The following is a 16535-nucleotide window of genomic DNA, read 5'->3' on the forward strand; positions in this document are numbered from 1 at the left end:
ATGGGGGTAGCTAAAATAGCCCCGTCCCAAATTAGCTACCCTGTGTGGATTGGAGGAAGTGATGGCACAGGGGACGTTTGTGCAGGCGCTTCGCAAAGAGGCGGCGTTGAGCGGCACCTTTATGAAGGGGCGCTCGCTCATGCTCAATGGCGCCGTGCTGTCGATTGAGGACAGCGGCTCACGCTTCTCCAAAAACGTGACGGTCGAGGGCTCGGTGCGCGGCTCGCGCGGCGACCTGTACAAGACGCACGTGGCGCTCGACATGGACGAGCACGAGGTTGTCGACTACAACTGCGATTGCCCGGCCGCCTTTCGCTATTCCGGCATGTGCAAACACGCTATCGCCACGGCGTTGGCGTATCTGGATGCCAGTGGCGCCGAGCCCGTCGAGGGCTTGCGCACGCCGGTTCGCACGACTACGGTACCGCCCGCACAATCCAAGCAGTCCGCCCGCCCCGCGCCCACCGCATCCGCGGTCAACCCTAACTTTCCCTTCCCGGCGCCCGTTCCCACGAGCCCGAGCCTTATGGCGGCGCTCTCCGATCTGTCGGAAGCGCGCATGGACGAGCTCGTGGTCATGCGTCGCAAGCTCGCCGGCGCCATTGATCCCGATGCTCCCAAAGCGGTGCTGGAGCCCTCGTTGGTGCCGTACTACAATCCGCTGTTTGGCGAGCGCTTTAGCTGGGCGCTCGAGTTTCGCATCCGCTGCGGTTCGGTGTCCTATGTGGTTAAGGATATCGACGGCATGGCCGATGCCTATGTGCGCGGCGGCACATTTTCTTACGGCAAGAAGCTTACGTTTGCCCATGTGCCCGAGGCCTTCGATGACGTGTCGACAAAGTTGCTCGACCTTGTCACGATGACGGTTGCCTACCTGAGCGACATCACGAGTTCGCGCTCGGCGTCGTACGACTTTGCCCGCAGCGGTTTTGTCACCGAGCGTCAGTTGCCGCTATCCGAGTATTCCATCGTGTCCGTGCTGGACCTGCTGCGCGGTAGGACCATTTCCTTTGAGCCTGCCTGGTCGCGGGGGACGACGACGCATCGCTCCTACGAGGTGGCGGTCGAGCCGTCGCCGCAGGGAGAGGACGAAGCCCCGACTTGCCGCCCACCGCTCCTCGCCGCAAAGATTGCTCCGGCGGCGGGAGGTAGCTATGACCTGCGCCTGCCGGCCGATATGTATTGCTTCGCCTCGGACAACGTTGCCTACCTGGTCGACACACGCCGCGCGCGCCGTACCGACGCGGCGTTTGCCCAACACGCGGCGTCGTTCCTGTCGCGCTTGTTGCCCTGCCGCACGCCGGCCCATATCGCCGCCGACCAGGTGGGCGAGTTCTGCCGCATGGCGCTGCCGATCTTGCGCGACTACACGGACCTGACCGCTCCCGCCGCCCTTGATGCCGTGGCACCCGAGGCGAGCTTCCATTTTGAGATTGGCGTCGACGATGGGCTCGTGACCTGCAAAATTACGGTTACCTACGGCGACTGGTCGGCAGATCTCTTTAGCCTGGGTGCTCCGGGCAGCCCCTTCGAAGAGCGGCGCCCGGGCGTTCCGCCGCGCGACGAGGTGGCGGAGTTTCGCGTTATGGACACGGCGGCCCTGTACTTCGATTTCTACGAGGGCGGCCTGGCGTTTGAGGAGCGCGATGACGAGAGCTTGTTCTGCCTGCTGACCGAGGGCCTGTCTGCCCTGTCCGAGTTGGGCGAGGTTATGCTCAGCGACCGCCTGCGCCAGATCTCGGTCCGCCCTGCGCCCAAGCTCTCGGTGCACGCGACCGTCAAAAGCAACCTGCTCGACGTCGAACTGGGTGCGAGTGGGCTTTCGGCGGCCGACCTTGCCATCTATCTCGATTCGTATAAGCGCCACCAGACGTTCGCACGCCTTACGTCCGGTGACATCATTCGCCTGGACGAGGGCGCCCGAGCCGCGTATGGCCTCGCCGAGGACCTGGGTGTCGATGCTGTCGACCTGCTCGACGGCGTGTCGCTTCCCGCGTCGAGCACCCTTTTTGTCGATAGCATGCTCGCGCGCACGCCGGCGCTCGAGGCCGATCGCGACGCCGCGTTCCGCCGCACCGTCGAGCGCCTGGACACGCTCGGCAAGATGGACTTTACGGTACCCGCCTCGCTCAAGGCAACGATGCGCGGCTACCAGGTCGACGGATACCAGTGGCTCGGCTCGCTCGAACACCTGGGCCTTGGCGGCATCTTGGCCGACGACATGGGCCTGGGCAAAACGCTCCAGATGATTGCGCATATTCTGGCGCGCGTGGAGGCGGGGGACACCAAGCCCACGCTCGTGGTATGCCCGGCCTCACTCGTGTACAACTGGACCGCCGAGCTGGAGCGCTTTGCCCCGTCGCTCGATGTGTGCGCCATCGTGGGCGCCAAAGCTCAACGTCGTGTACAGATTGCCGGCGTGGCCGAGCATAGCGTGGTTGTGACGTCGTATGATCTTATGCGGCGCGATATCGACGAGTACGTCGAGCAGGATTTTGCCCGCGTGGTGCTCGATGAGGCCCAGTACATTAAAAACCCGCTCACGCAGGTGGCGCGCGCCGCAAAGCGCCTGCCTGCCGGCGTGCGCTTTGCCCTGACGGGCACGCCCATCGAAAACCGCTTGTCCGAGCTTTGGAGCATCTTCGACTTTTTGATGCCGGGCCTTTTGGGGACGCGCGAGTCGTTTGCCAAGCGCTTTGAGAGCCCCGTCGAGCATGCCGAGGGCGATAGCGCCGCTCGCCTGCAGGCGCTCGTGTCGCCGTTTGTGCTGCGCCGTGTTAAGGAAGACGTGGTGGCCGACCTGCCCGAGAAGATCGAGGACACCGTCATGGCACAGCTTACCGGCGAGCAACGCAAGCTCTACCTGGCCAACCAGGACCGCATCGCCCAGCAGGTGCAGCACCGCGAGGCTGGGGAGTTTAAGAAGGACAAGCTCAAGGTGCTCGCCGAGCTCACCAAGCTGCGCCAGATCTGCTGCGACCCGCGTCTACACTACGAGGATTACAAGGCGGGGAGCGCCAAGCTCGATACGTGTATGGAGCTCGTGCACGGCGCACTCGACGGCGGGCATCGCATCCTGTTGTTCAGCCAGTTTACAGGTATGCTCGATATCATCGGTAAGCGCTTGGCCAAGGAGGACATCGCCTTCCTTAAGCTCACGGGCGCTTCGTCTAAGGAGAGCCGCGCCAAGATGGTCGCGCAGTTCCAAGCGGGCGAGGTTCCGGTCTTTTTGATTTCGCTCAAGGCGGGCGGCGTGGGCCTTAACCTGACGGCGGCCGACGTGGTCATCCACTACGACCCGTGGTGGAACGTGGCGGCGCAGGACCAAGCGACCGACCGCGCGCATCGTATTGGCCAGCAACATACCGTGACCGTGTACAAGCTCATCGCCAAGGACACGATCGAGGAGCGCATCATGCAGATGCAGGAGTCCAAACGCGACCTGGTCAACAGCGTGCTCGGCGGCGACGGCATCTCCTCGGCGCTGTTTACCCGCGAAGATGTTCTGGCGCTGCTGGGCGGCGACGGGCGCTAACCCGCTCGGGTGGGGCCGCCAGGGCGGATAGCGCACGCTGCCCCATCGTCCCCGCCCGTTATGTGTTCATTTGCAATGCCGTGGATGGTTTGTCTGCCTTTGGGCATAAGAACCATCAAGAACATTGGCACGTCAGCAAAGGAGAACATCATGGCGAAATTCTTTAAGGACCCCGACGGTAAGCTCATTGCCGCCCTTGGCAACGACGTTGCAACCCCTGCCGGTTGCACGGAACTGACCGCAAACACTGAGGACGCGGCGCACGAGAAGCACGTGCCTGTTGTCGAGACCGAGCGCGACGGTCACGTGATTCGCGCACGCGTTGGCTCGGTCGAGCACCCCAGCCTGCCCGAGCACTATATTGAGTGGATCGCCCTTGAGGCCGAGGGCCGCTTAGAGGTCCATTACCTTGAGCCCGGCATGAAGCCCGCGACGTTTTTTGCCGGCGGTTCCAAGACCGGTACCGTCTATGCCTACTGCAACCTGCACGGGCTGTGGTCCGCGACGTTCTAGGAGCGCGCCCCCGCTCGGGGTATCATAGCTAGCATATGCACATGCGAGCGCCGACTGCATCATGCGGCCGGCGCTTTTACTACGATTTCGATGGTTTACGACGGAAAGGGCTGAGCCATGAAGCTCGCGCTTGCACAGATCGATATGCGCCTGGGTGATATTGAGGGCATTTGCGGCCGCATCGAGGACCAGGCTCGTCTGGCCCACGAGCGCGGGGCGCGCGTGCTGTGCGTTCCGGCTCCGCTCTTTATGGGCGCCATGCCCGGTGGCCTGGTGGGCGCTGCCGACTTTGAGCACGACGTGCTTGCCGGCTTGACTGGTGTCGCCGAGCGCATCCAGGAGCTTGACATGATCTGCATCGTGCCCGCGGCGGTTTCGTTTGAGGGTCAGCCGCTGCTCGACTACATGATGCTCAAGGACGGTCATGTGGTGCCGGCGCGTTCGAGCATTGCCCTGCAGCGTGGCGAGAACAACGACACGCGTTGGGCGCCGCCGGTGTTCGACGTGGACGGCGTGCGCATCGCCGTGATTTTTGACTTGGACCGCGAACTCGAGATGTTGCCGACCGGTGTTGACCTCATTGCGTATTTCCAATTCAATGCGTTTGACATGACCGACCGCGAGACTGCCGCCATTGCCGCCGTTCGCAGCGGCGCCTACCGCAAGATCGCATCCAAGCGCAGCGTGTGGTTTGCCTGTATGGCGCCGGTCGGTGCCTATGACGAGTCGGTGTATACCGGCGGTTCGTTTGTGCTCGACGACTGCGGTCGCGTGGTGGCCCAAGCGCCGTGTTTTGAGGAGAGCCTGCTGGTTCAGGAGATTCAGCGCGGCGTGATGCTCGATGCCCTGGAAGATCACGAACTGACCGAGTTCCGTTCCGAGGAGTGGCTGTGGCAGGCACTGGTGCTCGCCGTGCGCGACAACGCCCGGGCCCACGGTGCGTCGCGCGCCGTGGTGGCACTCGAGGGCGACTTGCCGTCGTCCCTGCTGGCGGCGCTGGCCGTCGACGCTCTGGGCCCGCGTAATGTGATTGGCCTGGTGCTGGGGCGCAACCGTATCTTTACGCCGGCGCAGGAAGAGGCCGAGGCTGCCCGCTGTGCCGCCGTCCGCGCCATCGCCGAGCGTCTGCACATTCGCACCGTCGAGCGCGATGCACCGGATGCGGCGCGTGTGCTCGATCGCGACGTGTCGGCGGGCGATGCAGAGCGCCTGCGCTCGCGCACGCTGGGCCTCATGCTGGAGGACACGGCGCTCGAGCTGGGTGCGATGGCGCTGAGCCCGCTGTCCAAAACCGAGTACGCGCTGGCGGCGCCGGCGCTTTGCGGCGGCTACCAGGGCGATTACGCGCCCTTTGGCGATGTGTACCTGTCGACGCTTGAGTTTGTGGCGCGTGTGCGCAATCGCACGTCTGCCGTGGTACCCCAAGAGCTCGTGACGCTCAACGCGGTGGAAGATTGTATGGAGCGAGTGCTGGCGCAGGCGCTCTCGACGCTCGACGGTCCGGTCGATATGCTCGACCGCGCGGCACAGCTGCTCGGCGGGCTCGAGCCGGGTGAGATCGATGGCGCGCTTGAGGCGCACGTGGACCGCAATCGATCTTTCGACGACATCCCGATGGCCGCTGGCAAGCCTGAGGCCTGCTCGCTGCTGCTGATGCTCGTTCGACAGGGTGAGGCTGCCCGCCGCATGTTGCCGACGGCGCCGATCGTTTCGTCCCGTTCGTTTGCCGAGCGCTCCTGGCCGTACATGCTCGCGTGGTCCGACCTGGGGCTTAACGGCAAGGAGCGTATGACGGTCGATTCGCTGGCGCGCGCCGAGGTGCGCCGTTTTGCTGACGAGGATACGAGCGAGCGCGTGCGAAACGAGATGATGGGCGTGCTGGGCGAGCTACTGGGTATTTCGCCCGAACAAATGGAGGAGTTGCGCTCTGAAGACGGTCAGCGTCGTTTACACGAGGGAATGAAAAAGTTCGAGGGCGAGGTTCAGGACGCCATCGATAAGATGATGGGCGGCCAGGGCGGACCGCAAGGTGGTCCTCAGGGTGGCCCGATGCCGCATCCGCCGGTTAATCCCCGACAGTTCCCATTCTTCTCGCAGAACTAAACTGGGGATGGGATTCGCTCTCAACCCCGATACTTCAACTAAGCATCTTGACCCCGTTGTGTTATTCTAGAACAGACGTTCGTGAGTAGTGCGCGGGGCCTTGCCTTGCGCCGTGCTTTTGGCGAGGGGAGGTCGGCTTGGTTATCTTGGGTATCGACCCTGGTTTGGCCCATACGGGTTGGGGGATTATCGAGGAGCGGCGTGGCGAGGTTCGCTGTCGTGCCTATGGCTGCATCGAGACCAGTGCCGGAAGTCCGCTCGCGGTGCGCCTGTCGCATATCGCCCGCGATCTTAAGGATGTCGTCGAGCGCTATCGCCCCGATACCGCGGCTGTCGAGAGCATCTACTTTGGCGCCAACGTCCGCTCGGCCATCCCCACGGCGCATGCCCGCGGTGCTGCGCTCGTGGCGCTTTCGGAGTGCGCGCTCGAGATTGGCGAGTACACGCCCATGCAGATCAAACAGGCTGTGGTGGGCACCGGTGCCGCGGACAAACGGCAGGTCGCCTATATGGTGCGTACGCTCACACAGCTCGATCACGACCCGCATCCCGACCATGCCGCCGATGCCCTGGCTTGCGCCATCTGCCACGTAAACCTCAGCCGCACCCGGGCGCTTACCGGCGGCGAGTTCTATCAACAGAGAGGAACCGGATACTGATGATTTCCCAGCTCCACGGAACGCTTGTCGAGGCCACGATGAGCTCTGCTGTCGTCGATGTGTCGGGCGTTGGCTTTGAGCTCGGCATCTCGGGCAGCACTGCGGCCACGTTGCCGACGTCCGGCGGCGAGGTCCGCCTCTACACGCGTGTGCAGGTGCGCGAGGACGCCATGACACTTTTCGGTTTTTCCTCCAAGGACGAGCGCACGATGTTCGACCGGCTCGTGTCCGTCTCGGGCGTTGGCCCGCGCTTGGCGCTCGCCGTGCTTTCCACCTATACGGTGGGACAGCTGTATTCGCTGGTGATGGCCGAGGACGACAAGGGCATGGCCAAGGTGCCCGGCGTGGGCAAAAAGACCGCCCAGCGCCTCATCTTGGAGCTCAAGAGCACCTTTGCCAAGGACAAGGGCTTTGTGCCGGTCGACGTGATTCCCGGCCAGGTCGCAATGCCGGTGCCCGCCGCCGCTCCCTCGGCGATTGATGACGCTCGCGCGGCGCTTCTCTCCATGGGCTTTAGCCCGCAGGAGACCGATGTTGCCCTGAGCGGGTATGATGGGCAGAATATGCGTGTCGAGGATCTGCTCGGCGCGGCGCTTAAGCGACTTGGAATGGATGCGTGATGTGGGAAGCCGATGACTCTCAGGACCTGTGGGCGACGCCCGGCAACTCGCCGGCGGCATCCATGGCGCACGGTGAGCGCATGGTGGGCTCGGAGCTGACGCCCGAGGACCTCGATGTCGATCGTACCCTGCGTCCCCAGCGCTTGGATGACTACTGCGGTCAGGAGCATATCAAGCAGAGCCTTCGCGTGCTGATTGAGGCCGCGCAGAGCCGCGGCGAGACGCTCGACCACGTGATCTTCTCGGGCCCTCCGGGTCTGGGCAAGACCACGCTGGCTACGGTTATCGCCAACGAGCTGGGCGCTCAGATTAAGACGACGAGCGGTCCGGCCATCGCGCGCACCGGCGACCTGGCGGCCATTCTGACTAACCTGCAACCGGGTGACGTGCTGTTTATCGACGAGATCCACCGCCTCAACCGTTCGGTCGAGGAAGTTCTGTATCCCGCGATGGAGGACTTTGCGCTCGATATCGTGATCGGCAAGGGTCCGGCTGCGCGCTCGATTCGCTTGGATATTCCCAAGTTTACGTTGGTGGCGGCCACGACCCGTTCGGGCATGTTGACCGGCCCGTTGCGCGACCGCTTTGGCATTTCATATCGCCTGGACTACTACACGGTCGAGGAGCTCGCCCAGATTGTGACGCGCTCGGCGACTATCCTGGGCGTGACGATCGACCATCCCAGTGCGCTCGAGATCGGCTCGCGTTCGCGCGGCACGCCACGCCTTGCCAATCGCCTGCTCAAGCGCGTGCGCGATTACGCACAGGTGCGCGGCAACGGTCCCATCGAGCTCGATATTTGCCGTCAGGCACTCGAGTTTTTCGAGATCGACGAGCTTGGCTTGGACTGGATGGATATTCGCATTTTGGAGACACTCGCCAAGACGTTCTCCGGCCGTGCCGTTGGCTTGACCACGCTTGCCAGCGCGGTGGGCGAGGACCCGGGTACGCTTGAGGATGTCTATGAGCCGTATCTGCTGCAGTGCGGGTTGATGATTCGTACGCCGCAGGGCCGTCAGGCAACCCTTCGCACCTTTGAGCATTTGGGAATTGAGCCGACCGTTTAGGATGGGTTTGTAGGCTATCGCTGGGCATTGGGTAAACATATCGCCGTTCGTCGGTTACGGGTGTTTTACTATTGCGCGCCCGTGCTATGCTGGATTGGTCTTTTTCTCATCCGGTAACGAAAGGACCGCCCATGCCTACTGACATCGAAATCGCACGTTCTGTTACGCCGCTGCCTATTACCGAGGTGGCCAAGAACGCCGGCGTCGACGTTAAGCATCTGATTCCGTACGGCTTTGACAAGGCAAAGGTCGACTATTCCCTGCTCAACGAGCCGACCGATCACCAGGCCAAGCTTGTCCTCGTGACCGCCATCAACCCCACGCCTGCGGGCGAGGGCAAGACCACTACGACCATCGGTCTGGCCGATGGCCTGCGCCGTCGCGGCGTCAAGAGCGCTGTGGCCCTGCGTGAGCCTTCGCTCGGTCCCGTGTTTGGCGTGAAGGGTGGCGCTGCCGGTGGCGGCTGGGCGCAGGTCATCCCCATGGAGGACATCAACCTGCACTTTACCGGCGACTTTCATGCTATTGGCGCCGCCAATAACCTGCTGGCCGCCATGCTCGACAACCATATTCAGCAAGGCAACCAGCTCGGTATCGATGTTAAACGTATCACTTGGAAGCGCGTCGTCGATATGAACGACCGTCAGCTGCGCCACGTCATCGACGGCATTGGCGGTAAGGCCCAGGGTGTGCCGCGCGAGGACGGCTTCGATATCACCGTCGCCTCAGAGGTCATGGCAATTCTGTGCCTGTCTACGAGCATCAGCGACCTCAAGGAGCGCCTGGGCGAGATCGTCGTCGGCTACAGCTTTGCCGGCGAGCCCGTCCGCGCACGCGACCTTAAGGCCCAGGGAGCTATGGCCGCACTGCTCAAGGACGCGCTTAAACCCAACCTGGTTCAGACGCTCGAGGGTACGCCCGCGTTTGTCCACGGCGGTCCCTTCGCCAATATCGCTCACGGCTGTAACTCCATCATGGCCACGCGTATGGCCATGCGTTTTGGCGATGTCGCCATTACCGAGGCCGGCTTTGGTGCCGACCTGGGTGCCGAGAAGTTCCTCGACATCAAGTGCCGCATGACGGGCGTTCGTCCCAACGCCGTCGTGGTCGTCGCGACCGCTCGCGCCCTTAAGTACAACGGCGGTGTTGCCAAGGCCGACCTCAACGAGGAGAACCTCGAGGCACTCAAGGCCGGTATGCCCAACTTGCTCCGTCACGTCGACAACATCCAGAACGTCTACGGTCTGCCTTGTGTGGTTGCCATTAACCGCTTCCCGACGGACACCGAGGCAGAGCTTGCCCTTATCGAGTCCGAGTGCCAGAAGCTCGGTGTCAACGTTAAACTGTCCGAAGTTTGGGCCAAGGGCGGCGAGGGCGCGCTCGATCTGGCCGATGAGGTCATGCGCCTGATTGAGCAGCCGAGCGAGCTCAAGTTTGCCTACGAGGACGGTGCCGATGTGGCCGACGCCCTGGAGGCTGTCGCCACTAAGGTCTACCGCGCCGATGGCGTCGACTTTACGCCGGCTGCCAAGCGCCAGCTCGCCGAGCTGCGCGAGAACGGCTTTGGCAACCTGCCGGTGTGCGTTGCCAAGACCCAGTACAGCTTTAGCGACAACGCCAAGGCGCTGGGCGCTCCTGAGGGCTTCCGCATCACGGTGCGCGAGCTCAAGGTTTCCGCCGGTGCCCACTTTGTGGTCGCGCTGACCGGCAGCGTTCTGACCATGCCGGGTCTGCCCAAGGTTCCCGCGGCCGAGAACATCGACGTCGACAACGACGGCAACATCACCGGCCTGTTCTAAGCCTGCTGCTCATAGCCGCTTGCCCGCCCCACCGCGCCTACCAAGGCCCGGCGGGGCTTTTGTTTCTGGACGCGCTTGTCTTGTAGATACCGACGGGCTTTGCCCATCATAGGCTTTTGCGCGGGTAGAATGCATGGATAACTTGATGCTTACAGGCGACGGAAAGGAATCGCTGCATGGATCAGGACAAGATAACCGTGATGGGCGGGTACGGCTCCGCGCAGGCTGGCGATAGCGCCGATGCGACCCGCGTTGTTCCCAACCCCGGCTATACCGACCCCGCCGCGACGCAGCCTTCTGCCGAGCCCACCCGGGTTATGGACTATGGCGACACGGCGCAGGATTCTTACGCTGCATCTTCGCATGGCCCCTATGGCAACGCAGCTCCGGACCCGTTTGATTACGCGCCGCAGGATTCTTATGCCGCCTCGACGCCGAATCCCTATGATGACCTGCCGCAGAATCCCATTCCGCAGCCTCAGCAGACGACGTATATGCCTCGCACGGCGCAGCCTCGCTACGAGTCGCGGGAGCCGTATCGCGAGTACCCCAAGTCGATTCCGCAATATGGCGAGGACGAGGAGAAGAAGCCGTCGCGTTCGTCGAGCGTGATCAAGAAAATCCTCATTGTGCTGGCGATCTTCTTTGCCCTCTCGATTGTGTTCGCCATTGTGTCGGGCATGCTCAACAAGCGAGGCGCTACAACCAGCACGACGGCCGAGCAGACAGAGGTCGCCCAGGTGGGTGCAGTAGAGCTGGGCGATATCCCGGGACAGTACTGGTCCAACGCCAAAAAGATTCTCAAGTCGCGCGGCGCTGATCTTTCGAATGCCGTGGTTCTGACTGATGATGGCTCAACGCCCGTCGTCGATGCCAACTGGGTCGTTACTTCTGCCTACTATAACGACAACGGTAACCTTGAAATTCAACTCACGCATAAGAACAGCTCGGGCAACTCGTCCGACGGCCAAAGCGGCACCGACAGCTCGAGCTCCAACATGCTGGAGGACCTGAGCAACAAGGCGCAGGAATTGGGAGACAAGGCGCAAGAGCTGGGCGATACGACACAAAACCTGGGCGATACCGCGCAGAACTTGGGAGACATGGCGACAGATGCCTGGAACGCCCTACAAAACGGCATTTTGGGTGCACAGGGAAACTAGCGGCCGAGCGGAGCGGGGTTACAGCTGCTCTGCCGGACGCTCGGGCGAGCTAAAGCCCGAGTCAAATGTGACGACGCACGAGACATCGGGCCGGCGCTCGTGCACGATGCGCGTGACGAGCTCCAGCAGCTCCTCGTCGGATATGTCAAAGCCGTCGGGACGCACCAGGTCAAACGAAACGAACCCGTCGTGCTCGTGCAGGTCGTGGATGGAGAGCGCGGGATCGATCTGCATGACGCCGCGCTTGACCCAGCCGCGCAGGTCGTCGCCTGTGGTGGCGATGGGGTCGCAGTGCAGCGTGATGTCGATGCCCATCTGGCGCTTGATGTCGTGCTCGATGGTGTCCAGGATCTCGTGGTGCTCAAACGCGTCGCCCTCGCCGGGCATCTCCACGTGGGCGCTGGCAAACTGGCGGCCGGGACCGTAGTCGTGCACCATGAGGTCGTGCGTGCCCAGGACCTGCGGATACGACATGATCTTGTTGCGAATCGCTTGAACAAGCTTAGGGCTGGGTGCCTGTCCCAACAGTGGACTGATGGCGTCGCGCACGAGGCCCATGCCGCTGATGCAGATGAAGATGCCCACGCCCAGGCCTGCCCAGCCATCGAGGTCAAAGCCGGTCGTTTGCGAAATAAGTGCTGCCGTCAAGACCGCGCCCGAGGTGATGACATCGTTTTTGGAGTCCTGTGCTGTGGCGATGGGCGTCTCGGAATCGATTCGGTTGCCCAGTGCGCGGTTGAACGCGGCCATCCAGAGCTTAACGAGCATGGACAAGACGAGGGCGGCTAAGGAGAGCACCGAATATGCGGTGGGGGAAGGCTTGATGATCTTAGTGACCGACTCGAGGATCAGGTTGATGCCGACGGCGCAAACCAGGACGGCGACGAATAGGCCGGCTAGGTACTCATAGCGGCCGTGGCCATAGGGGTGACCTTCGTCTGCCGGGCGGCTGGCAAGGCGGAACCCAAGCAGGCTCACGATGTTGCTCGAGGCATCGGAGAGGTTGTTGAAAGCGTCGGCGATGAGGGAGACGGAACCGGCGAGCAGGCCCGCGATGCCCTTGGCCAGGCACAGGGTGATGTTGAGGCCAATGCAGATGAGGCTTGCGGCAAAGCCCGCGTTGGTGCGGGTGCCGGCATCGACCGGCTCGCCCTCGCTGCCGGGAACAAGTTTATGTACCAGTCGATGAACAAATAGCATGGCGATCGTCCTCACAATCATGTTTAAGGGGATAGTGTAGCTCGCGCGGGGGCGCCGTGCACCGATGATCAGAAAATGCAGCAATAGTCTGCCGGTGCTAACGAGCGAGTCTTCTCGTCTGCCTGGGTGGTCCATTTTGGGCCACATGGGTATGGGCATGTGACTGTTTACTCGACATACTTAATGTCGACAGCCCCTGTGCAAAGGAGGACGTTTCCATGGATGAGATGTTTGCTATTAAATGCCAAAACTGCGGCGGCCCCATGTACTCACACCAGGCTAAGCGCAGCTTTGAGTGCGCCTATTGCGGTGCGGTCATTCCGTGGCAGGCCGATGCGGGGGAGCCCAAAAGCGCCTTGGGCATTCGCCATGCGCCGCTGACGGTTGTCGATGGGCTGCTTAAGCTCACGCACGTCTCGCAGCTCGAGCGCCCGGAGGACCCGGACTGGTATTTCTTTAATTCGCACCGGCGCAATCAGTCGGTCCTGGAACATCTGCTGTGGGAGGATCGCGGCACGGCGCAGGAGTTCCAAGATGCCACGCATGTGAGTATTCCTTGCCCCTTCTGCGGAGCGTCCTTTGAGGGTGAGTCAACCCAGCGCGTGTTTGAGTGCCCTTCGTGCGGCAATAAAATCGGTGTCGCTGACCTGCTCAAGCCGGGGACGTTTAGCAAGCGTCTGACCATGGGCGTTGGTGCGGAATATGTGCCCGAGCAGGGTATTCCCTGCGAGATAACGCCGCAGCAGGCGCGTGCCAATGCGCTTGAGCTGGTACGCCAATACCCAGATGCCTTTGCCGGCCACGATGTGGAAGATGCGATCCAAAACGATATGATGCTCTTCTACTTCCCCATGGCACTTGCGGATCTTCGCATGATGGCGTCCTTCCCGGGCAAGGGCCTGAACAAGGAAACCCTGGTGTACTACGAGGTGCTCGACTGGGCATATCCCAGGGCAAACTACCTGGACGTTCGCCTTATGGGCATTCTGGAGCCGTGGGACTTTGCCAAGGTTGGGCCGTTTGACCCGGCCATGCAAGAAGGCGACTTCCGGATTGTCTCCGTCGATGCGTCCACCAAGGACCAGGTGGTCATTGACAAGCTGGCGCTCGACATTGCCGGCAACGATGCCGAGGCGATGCTGGGGCTCAATAAAAAGAGCATCCGCGCCTGGGCGCGCAAGGCCCGCAAGCATAAGGACGGCCTGGTGATGGTGCCGGTCTACTTTGTCGATCGCCCGGCGTCGGATAGTCGCGACGGCGAGCAGGTGCGCATTGCCGTGAACGGCCAGACGGGTCGCGCGGCCGCGGTAGCGTTTAGCGACAAGCGCGAGACGCATGTGGTGGCACCGCTCAATCCCAACGTGATACTGTCGAGCGAAAGCACCGTGCACGCCACACCCATCGAGGTCAAATACGTTAAATCGCCCTTCCTATACCAGATCGTACGCCGCGGAGGCGGCGAGCAACCGCGTCAGGTGGCGGCAGCTGCCGAGGGCTCTTACCGAGAGGAAAAGCCCAAACGAAAGGGCTTACTCGCTGCGATCTTTGGTAAGTAGGGGAGTGGTGCCGGTTGGCTCGCGAGAGTGCAAAACATCCCGCCCGTGATGGCAGATGTAAATAAACGGTGGAACGGCTGTAAAAGAGTCTTGCCACTGGGTAAAATCAGGATGTGCCGCGGAACCCGCTCCTTAGCTAGTCACACTTCGGAGACGCGGGCAACGCAGGTACAAGTGTCTTAAGGGCCGGCTGCAACCGGCCCTTTCTTTATGACTCCCTTCGCTATCCGTTACTGCTTATATTCCTGCCAGATCGAGTAGAGGTTCCGTGCAATGCCGGTCACATACATCGAGAGGCGCAGGATTTCAAGAAACAAGTTCATAGGCTTCACCCCAATCGGAGATCGGAGCGTTGCCCGCAGGCGGATTCCGCGGCAATCATAATTCTACCTCACGGGCCGCGGTGGAGGATAGCCTGCCCCCTGGTTTGGAGCAGTGTCGATCTAACGGGCAATCAAGCCTCTAGCTCTCTTTGAATTGGGCAAGCATCTGCCCGAAGAAGCTTAGTTCGGATGGCTCATAAATGAGCGAGCCGCCATCTTCGGTCCGGTAGACCCCGCAGGGGAGGTAACGCCCGTCGGGGAGGACATAGAGGTTGGCTTCTTCCTTCAGTCCTGCTGGAAATAGCGGAATCCCGTTTTCGTCCACTTGGAACTCGTCTATATTTGCGATCTTCCTCTCCATGACGCCTCCTGCCTTATTTCTTGAATGGCGCCCTAAAACAGGCAGCTCTCAATCAGCTCTTTTCCGCGTAGGGCGTCGACCCACTCCTGTGGGATGGTTTTGAGACCGTAGGCCGTGCCGGCGAGGGCGCCGGCGACGGCTGCGGTGGTGTCGGTGTCGTCGCCCAGGTTGACGGCGGCAAGCACGCAATCTTCGTAACTGTTGGTGTTGACAAAGCACCAGGTAGCGGCTTTAAGCGTGTCGCGCACGAAGCCGCCGGACCTGATTTCGTGCTCGGGCACGCCTTTCAGATGGAGTGCCCACGAGGGGAGCACGTCATTCATCACATCCCTCATCAGCTCGACATATATGATGCATGCGTCGGTTGACGTTCTGTGGGCGTGCGTAATCGCGGAGACCTTTCTGACCTCTTCGTCCGTCGCATCGGTGAACGCCAGGGGAGCGATGCGCATGAGCGATCCGTTGCCATTGTCGCGCTCGCCGGAGCCACCTTTGCCGGCGTGCAAGGCGCAGGCGGTCGTACCACCGTAATCGAAAACGCCGTCAATCGTATACTCGCCACGGGCAATCCAGCTTACGAACTTGTCGCGCATGTCTGCGGTGTCGATATGCCCGAGCTCCCTAATCGAGTCGCAGGTGGCAAGCGTCATAGATGTGTCGTCGCTCCAAGTGCCGGCGGGCTGCCCATGCGTGCCGTAGCCGATCATGTCCGTGCATTCGAACGTGCCGCGGGGCCTGAACTCGTAGGGAACGCCCAACGCGTCGCCGACGGCAAGCCCGTAAATACAGTCGCGTAGCGTTGTTTTCGGTCTGTCTGTCATGGGAAACACCTCTCGTACTTTGGATTGAGGATGCGCGGCTACCTGCGGCAATATGTTCAGTTCGATTCGCGACGCAGTGCGTCGCGAATCGAGAGAACTCAATAGTCAATATGCCAAAATGGTATGCCTAGACGTCTCTTTACACGGCAACAGGCATTTCTTTTGGGCGTCCTGCCTTTGGAGCGTCGGCGAGTCGTGCCTCGATGGAAGCTTTGGACACCATGCGCTTGGTGCCATCCTTCCATGAATCCAACAGTCCAGCATTTATCAGTTGCGATACTCTTGCCGAGCTAACGCCAAGTATGCGCGCGGCATCCGCTGCGGTGACGGCGGGGATATCGTTGAGTTCGCGACTGACGGCCACGGCGATAATCTTGCCACCGTGCTGCGGCTCGTGGCCAAAGTCCGGCGCAGGCAGGTCAACGCCGCCCATTAGGTGGTCATCGACCATGCATGCGAGAAAATCAGCGGCGCTTTCGACAGCGTCGTTTAGGTCGGATCCGAACGTTCCACCTCCGCCCAGCGAGCCACATGGCACAGCGTCGACAACGCCGTCCGAATCAAAGAACTCGAATTCCCATATGTAAACCATACGGACCTCCTCTAATGCCGAATGATTTGAGGCGTGCTCCTGGGGTATTCCGGCCCCGTTGATGCTCTTGACTATGTTTATCTTAAAGCCTTGCACGGACACGAATCGCAATACTATCTATCGTCGTCGCTCGGGGGAAAGGCTCCTTCTTTTGAAAAACCGGGGGCACAGAACGGTGTCCTGCGCCCCTCGTCGAGTCGATGTGTCCAAAAGGGTCGGCTTG

Annotated in this window: 13 protein-coding genes; 9 read left to right on the forward strand and 4 right to left on the reverse strand. The window is 61.6% G+C overall.

The features are described 5' to 3' along the window. Window positions 1-61 precede the first annotated feature (61 nt). The 8 genes from DWZ22_RS06120 (at window position 62) to DWZ22_RS06155 (ending at window position 11459) form a co-directional block, all read left to right on the forward strand. Window positions 62-3535: an SNF2-related protein gene (locus DWZ22_RS06120; RefSeq protein ID WP_118405684.1), complete on the forward strand. Its 3474-nt coding sequence runs from the start codon at window positions 62-64 to the stop codon at window positions 3533-3535. Between the two features lie 150 nt (window positions 3536-3685). Next, window positions 3686-4048: a desulfoferrodoxin family protein gene (locus tag DWZ22_RS06125; protein WP_089572163.1), complete on the forward strand. Its 363-nt coding sequence runs from the start codon at window positions 3686-3688 to the stop codon at window positions 4046-4048. A 117-nt stretch (window positions 4049-4165) separates the two neighbouring features. Continuing rightward, window positions 4166-6151, forward strand: coding sequence for a hypothetical protein (locus DWZ22_RS06130; RefSeq protein WP_118226342.1), 1986 nt, complete (start codon window positions 4166-4168; stop codon window positions 6149-6151). Between the two features lie 137 nt (window positions 6152-6288). Further along, complete coding sequence (ruvC, locus tag DWZ22_RS06135; RefSeq protein ID WP_118405685.1) at window positions 6289-6810, forward strand: crossover junction endodeoxyribonuclease RuvC; 522 nt, start codon at window positions 6289-6291, stop codon at window positions 6808-6810. Next, window positions 6810-7430 (forward strand): Holliday junction branch migration protein RuvA, encoded by a 621-nt coding sequence (gene ruvA / locus DWZ22_RS06140; protein WP_118405686.1) that lies wholly within the window; start codon window positions 6810-6812, stop codon window positions 7428-7430. Before ruvC ends, ruvA begins: the two co-directional genes overlap by 1 nt. Then, window positions 7430-8497, forward strand: coding sequence for a Holliday junction branch migration DNA helicase RuvB (ruvB, locus tag DWZ22_RS06145; RefSeq protein ID WP_117735946.1), 1068 nt, complete (start codon window positions 7430-7432; stop codon window positions 8495-8497). Before ruvA ends, ruvB begins: the two co-directional genes overlap by 1 nt. Before the next feature lie 131 nt (window positions 8498-8628). Next, the gene (locus tag DWZ22_RS06150; RefSeq protein WP_117763157.1) at window positions 8629-10296 is read left to right on the forward strand and encodes a formate--tetrahydrofolate ligase; all 1668 of its coding nucleotides are present in this window, start codon (window positions 8629-8631) and stop codon (window positions 10294-10296) included. A gap of 176 nt (window positions 10297-10472) precedes the next feature. Next, window positions 10473-11459, forward strand: a complete 987-nt coding sequence (locus tag DWZ22_RS06155) for a hypothetical protein (RefSeq protein ID WP_118405687.1) — start codon at window positions 10473-10475, stop codon at window positions 11457-11459. Window positions 11460-11477: 18 nt separating this feature from the next. Here the strand turns inward: DWZ22_RS06155 and DWZ22_RS06160 are convergent, their stop codons facing one another. Further along, window positions 11478-12659: a cation diffusion facilitator family transporter gene (locus DWZ22_RS06160; RefSeq protein WP_118405688.1), complete on the reverse strand. Its 1182-nt coding sequence runs from the start codon at window positions 12657-12659 to the stop codon at window positions 11478-11480. Between the two features lie 218 nt (window positions 12660-12877). On the opposite strand from DWZ22_RS06160, the gene DWZ22_RS06165 reads away from it, so the two are divergent. Then, window positions 12878-14215 (forward strand): hypothetical protein, encoded by a 1338-nt coding sequence (locus tag DWZ22_RS06165; protein ID WP_118405689.1) that lies wholly within the window; start codon window positions 12878-12880, stop codon window positions 14213-14215. Between the two features lie 462 nt (window positions 14216-14677). Here DWZ22_RS06165 and DWZ22_RS06170 read toward each other — a convergent pair whose 3' ends face one another. The 3 genes from DWZ22_RS06170 to DWZ22_RS06180 all read right to left on the reverse strand — a co-directional run bounded on the left by DWZ22_RS06170 (window position 14678) and on the right by DWZ22_RS06180 (window position 16312). Further along, window positions 14678-14899: a hypothetical protein gene (locus DWZ22_RS06170; protein ID WP_117743010.1), complete on the reverse strand. Its 222-nt coding sequence runs from the start codon at window positions 14897-14899 to the stop codon at window positions 14678-14680. Window positions 14900-14931: 32 nt separating this feature from the next. Beyond that, window positions 14932-15720, reverse strand: a complete 789-nt coding sequence (locus DWZ22_RS06175) for an ADP-ribosylglycohydrolase family protein (RefSeq protein ID WP_117743009.1) — start codon at window positions 15718-15720, stop codon at window positions 14932-14934. A 139-nt stretch (window positions 15721-15859) separates the two neighbouring features. Next, window positions 15860-16312: a helix-turn-helix domain-containing protein gene (locus tag DWZ22_RS06180; protein ID WP_147352272.1), complete on the reverse strand. Its 453-nt coding sequence runs from the start codon at window positions 16310-16312 to the stop codon at window positions 15860-15862. Between the last annotated feature and the right edge of the window lie 223 nt (window positions 16313-16535).

It is taken from the genome of Collinsella sp. AF31-11, assembly GCF_003475605.1.
GTDB lineage: Bacteria > Actinomycetota > Coriobacteriia > Coriobacteriales > Coriobacteriaceae > Collinsella.